Consider the following 4,533-nt stretch of genomic DNA (forward strand, 5'->3'; position numbering starts at 1 on the left):
TTAGGAGTTATCTTTAGGTCTAGTACGATAGCTTCTGACTCAATGGCTCAGCCTGTTCAACTCCTCACTTCTGGCGGTCAAGCAGTCATAGGACAGCTCGTATCCATGGAACGGCACCACTATGATGATGTCAACACCGTCTGGAAGCCTATGCTCACCGTCACTGAGCAACCTGACGCGGCTTGGTACTGGGATTATAAACTGCGTCAGGCACAACAGTTCGATAGATACGAAGCTTACGTTCTCGCTGTTGACGAGTTTCCTCAAGGACTCATTTTTATTGAGACTCAGTGGCACCGCTCTCACTGGCTGGCCCTAAAGTGTTAGACAGTAAGGGGGCAATCGTATCGAGATCGACTTAAACGTTAAGCGCTACAGGAGTAATTAAATCGAGATCTGCTCAAGCGTTAGACGATACAAGAGCAGCCGTATCAGATCTTTTGACGGCTATTCTGCTCGACGAACGGTCTCAATCCAACCTAAAGCTGTTCGGCAGTATCCTTCCTCTAGCTGGTAAGCCATTTGGGTGGCTCGCTCAAAGTCTCGATCATTTAGTGAATGCTCCAGCGAGAACCACAAAATCTCGCGTTTACGGTAGCCATTGGGTATCTCTTTTAGCGTGGCATATAGCGCTTCATAGGTGCTGGCTGTTTCTGCGGGTGGTAGATCGAGGCGAATCAGGATTGTCCATAACCCTACCTGCTGGTACGGATCGCTAATGTGCTGAGATAGGCGCATTAGTAGGGCGACTGCCGCCGATGTGCGCGGCAGCGGGGGAGAGTAGAGCCCGTCCGTATAGCTATGATTCTCGTATGTGTAGGCTAAGTTGAGGAGAAGATTATCGAGATCGCTCTGACTTTGAGATCGCCTACTCAACTGGATCAACTGGTCAAAATACTGCATCGTCCGAGCAGTATCATCCTCGCTAGCTGCCTGTTGAACCACTCCCGTCAATACGTCTAAACGCTGCGCGATAGATAGGCGCGGCAATATTTCCAACTGATCTTCTAAATCGGCATTCTGTATCGTGGTGCTAGCCAGCCGACTGTAGTAGTGACTGCGCTGATTCTCGTCAGGAAGCAATGCAGTCAGCGGCAGCATTTCCTCAATAGCGGCACGAGCCTCATCGGGGCGATTAATGGCACTGTATAGGGAAGCCATGCTATCCAACACGGACAGTCGGTAATTGGCGGGTGCTTGTTCAAAAGTAGTTTCTAAACGAGCGAGATTGCGATTGAACAGTTCAGAAGGAGCCTGATTGGGGTTGTAAGCTAGCTCGACCAAACTAACGAGTTGATAAGATGAGTTTATGCCCAGCAAAGGAAGCTCGTCTGAAGCCGCCGCTTCAATGCGAGCTTCCATCTCGCGCACGGCAGCGGCCTGTAATTCGGGGGCTTGCCAGTTGCGACCTAGTTTGGCGATCGCACCCAAATAGGTATTGTCATACAAAGGAACTTTGGAATCGAGCTGAAAGCTTGGGATAGCAGCGATCGCCGCTTCAGCCATCTTAATCGCCTGCTCGCGCTGCCCCACCGCCCAGTACTCTTCAGCGATCGCAGTCAACGAAACAGTCGTCAACGCTTCATCCTTCGCAAGGCGATCTAGTATCTCAATCGCGTCTTGAGGCTGCTGTTTCTCTCGATAGAAAGACGCAATTTTCAGCCAAGCCGAAACGCTATCCGCCGTGTTTTCTATCAGTTGCACAGCTCGTTTAGCAATGCTAACTTTCTCCTGCTTTAGCGTCTCTTCCACAATCCGCTCAAACAACTTCTGCTTCCTTTTGCGATAGGGAAGCAGTGCTCTATCGGGTATCTGGTTTAAAGTCGTAATTGCTTGGTCGTAATCGCCCCGGTCAGTGTAGACCGTTGCCAAGCTCAGCCGATTTTTGTGGCGCTGAGCCGCCGAGGTACTATCGACCAACTGCATGGCCCGGTCAAACGCGCCAATTCTTGCAAAGGCACCCACCCAATCGCTAGTAGGATAACCATCTGTGGGGACTGCGCCCGCTTGTTCGGCAGCCATCAGGACTTTCCTGGCAGCTTCTGCCTCGCCTAACTCAGCATAAGCTTCAGCCAAGCTAGTTGCCATCTCAAAGCTGCGTCGCCAATCTTTATTAGTATCAGACAGCAATTGTTGCGCTTCATCTAGCAGCGACTTTGCCTGCTCCGGCTGACTTTGATACTGGTAAAGCTGTGCTAGTTCTATTAGCGCTCCGGCTCGATAGTTTTCTGGAATTTGATTGGCGATCACACGGGCCGTTTCTAGTCGCCCCGCCCGTCCGGCCCACAGAGCAGTCGCTCGCAGTCCGGATACTTCATCTCCAGCCTGCTTAAGCGCTTGCTGCTGCAAAAACGTCTGAGCCGTCTCAAATTGTTCAGCGCCAATATAAACCTGATTGATCCGGCTGATAGCCTGCCGTCGATAATAAACATCAAAGCCAGAATTGTCAGCAATGCGATCAAGTAGCGCAGCGGCCTCCACCGGCAAATTTTGATCCACCAGTGCGTCAATCGCCTCAACCCAATACCGATCGCGGACGTTTGGCGGTGCATTCTCTGCTATCGACAGCGCCTGAGGCGTTTGGCCCAACTGAATATACGCCTTAATAATGGCCTGCTCCAAATTGGGCCGAACGCCTCCCCTCTCGCCATAGGTTTCATAGTTCATTGCTTGCGTGATCGCCCGAGCCTCCACCAACGCATCTAGCTCAACAAACATTAATCCAATGCCTTGAAGTAGGCGATCGCGAGTCGTCACATCGGATATCGTTTGGGCTAGCTCAGCCGCCTGATTTAATTGAGATAAGACAGCCTCTGTCAATCCATTTTCCACACGAGCAGACTGCAACAGATCTTGCACCTGATTCTGAATGCTGTTCGATAGTTGAGGGTCTGTTGTTTCAGATTCGGTTATTTCGCTATCTACTGACACCGCACCGTCGGATGGAAAAAGACTCACAATATTAGTCTTGTTGAGCCGCCTAGCAATATCTAGGGCAGTTTCTCCCTGATAGTCTTTGAGGCTAGCATCTGCGCCTTTACTTAAAAACAGCTCTACTAGCTCTGGGCCAAAGAAACTTTGTTCTTCTAAAACTGCCTGATGCAATGGCGTACGACCCAGACTGTCTTGAATATTAAAATCTGCACCCGCCACGATCAACTGCTCCGCCACCTTGTTATTAACCTCAAACAGCGGCGTCCTTCCCTGGTTGTCCTGAATATTGACATCTGCGCCCGCCGCCAACAGCAACGCTGTCAGCTCAAAGTTGAAACGGTGCTTATGTAAAGCCGTTTTCCCCTCCTGATTGCGAAGATTCAGATCTGCACCAGCATCCAGCAAAAGCTGAAGCACACCGGGAGACAGATCCGGGGCATGAATCACCGCGCCCTCCCGGTTTTGAATCGTCAGATCTGCGCCCGCCTGAATGAGCTGCGCCGCCACGTCAAAATTCGAGACAGCGTAGTGCAGCGGCGTCCAATTCTGATTGCTGCGAGCATTCACATCCGCACCCTGCGAGATCAACAGCGCCGCAATATCGCCTGTAAGGGCAAAATGCAGCGGCGTTATTCCTTCTGGCGTTGTCGCATTTACATCCGCACCTTGCTCGATTAGTAGGGTCATCACCGCCGCCGTTTTTTGTCTAAAGACGTTGTGCAAAGGCGTGGAACCCTGGTAGTTTTCGGTGTTGACGTTGGCCCCGCGTTTTAGGAGCGATCGCGCCATCTCAACCGACTCACCTACATAGTGCAAAGGCGTATCCCCTTTCCCGTCTCGGGCGTTTACATCCGCGCCCTGTGCGATCAGTTGTTGGGCCATTGCCTCGTCTGTAGAAACCAAAAAGTTCAGCGGAAGGATCTGCTCGCCGTAATAATCACAGAGCTGATTTAAGTCGCCGCCTTGCTCAATAGCCACCTTCAAAGCCTCTAATAAATCCGGGCCATATCCCCAAGGGCTGGCCCGATCTAACAGCGCTTGGCAAAAAGGTGAAACGGCATCAGAGGGGTCATCAGCAGGGACGGTTTGGGCAGCAAGCGGAGTGACGGCCAATGTTGCCGTGCCCATTGCGCTCAGCAACCCTAGCGCGATCGCCTTGGGGCGCAATAAACGCCAGGGAAAGAGAGCCGGACTTTGTGAGGAATGGTCGTGCATAAGACACCTGAGCGATAACGTTTGGATCAACCATAGAGGCCATAAGGTGTTAGCTAGGCGAATCATCTCACAACGACTCGCCTAGCTAACACTTTGGGACCTCTATCTGGGTACGCCACTGAGAGATAGGTTCGCCATCTTCTGAAAATGTGCTGTATGGCAGCGCGTTGAGATGCAAATGCTTTATGTTGAAATCTCTTCCTAACTCTTCTAAAAAGAGTATCTGCTCCTGAAAGATGACTCCTCCCTCTGCTGGATAAGCTGCCCAGATGGTGTAGAAGTTGGCTGACTTAGGATCGTGCATAGACTGAATGAAAGACACGCTTTGACCAGCTTCCAAAGATCTTGAGGCTTGTTGCCAATGCGTCTCATATTCGTCTTTAG

Annotated in this window: 2 protein-coding genes and 1 pseudogene; 1 reads left to right on the plus strand and 2 read right to left on the minus strand. The window is 51.2% G+C overall.

Going from position 1 to position 4,533, the window contains the following annotated elements:
• Positions 1-327 (plus strand): annotated as a pseudogene (locus CKL79_RS21900) (hypothetical protein); the annotation flags it as partial.
• Positions 328-447: 120 nt separating this feature from the next.
• On the opposite strand, the gene CKL79_RS21905 reads toward CKL79_RS21900, so the two are convergent.
• Both CKL79_RS21905 and CKL79_RS21910 read right to left on the minus strand, forming a co-directional pair.
• Positions 448-4,149 carry an ankyrin repeat domain-containing protein gene (locus CKL79_RS21905; protein ID WP_121971641.1) on the minus strand — a complete coding sequence of 1,234 codons (3,702 nt, stop codon included), beginning with the start codon at positions 4,147-4,149 and terminating at the stop codon, positions 448-450.
• A gap of 85 nt (positions 4,150-4,234) precedes the next feature.
• On the minus strand, positions 4,235-4,533 hold a 299-nt coding region (locus tag CKL79_RS21910; RefSeq protein ID WP_170944163.1), incomplete at its 5' end, for a hypothetical protein.

This window comes from Leptolyngbya sp. BC1307 (genome assembly GCF_002286735.1).
Lineage (GTDB): Bacteria > Cyanobacteriota > Cyanobacteriia > Phormidesmidales > Phormidesmidaceae > Phormidesmis.

Excerpts from the sequence above, each read along its gene's own strand:
- CKL79_RS21905 (WP_121971641.1), bottom strand. The coding sequence starts at position 4,149 with ATGCACGACCATTCCTCACAAAGTCCGGCTCTCTTTCCCTGGCGTTTA.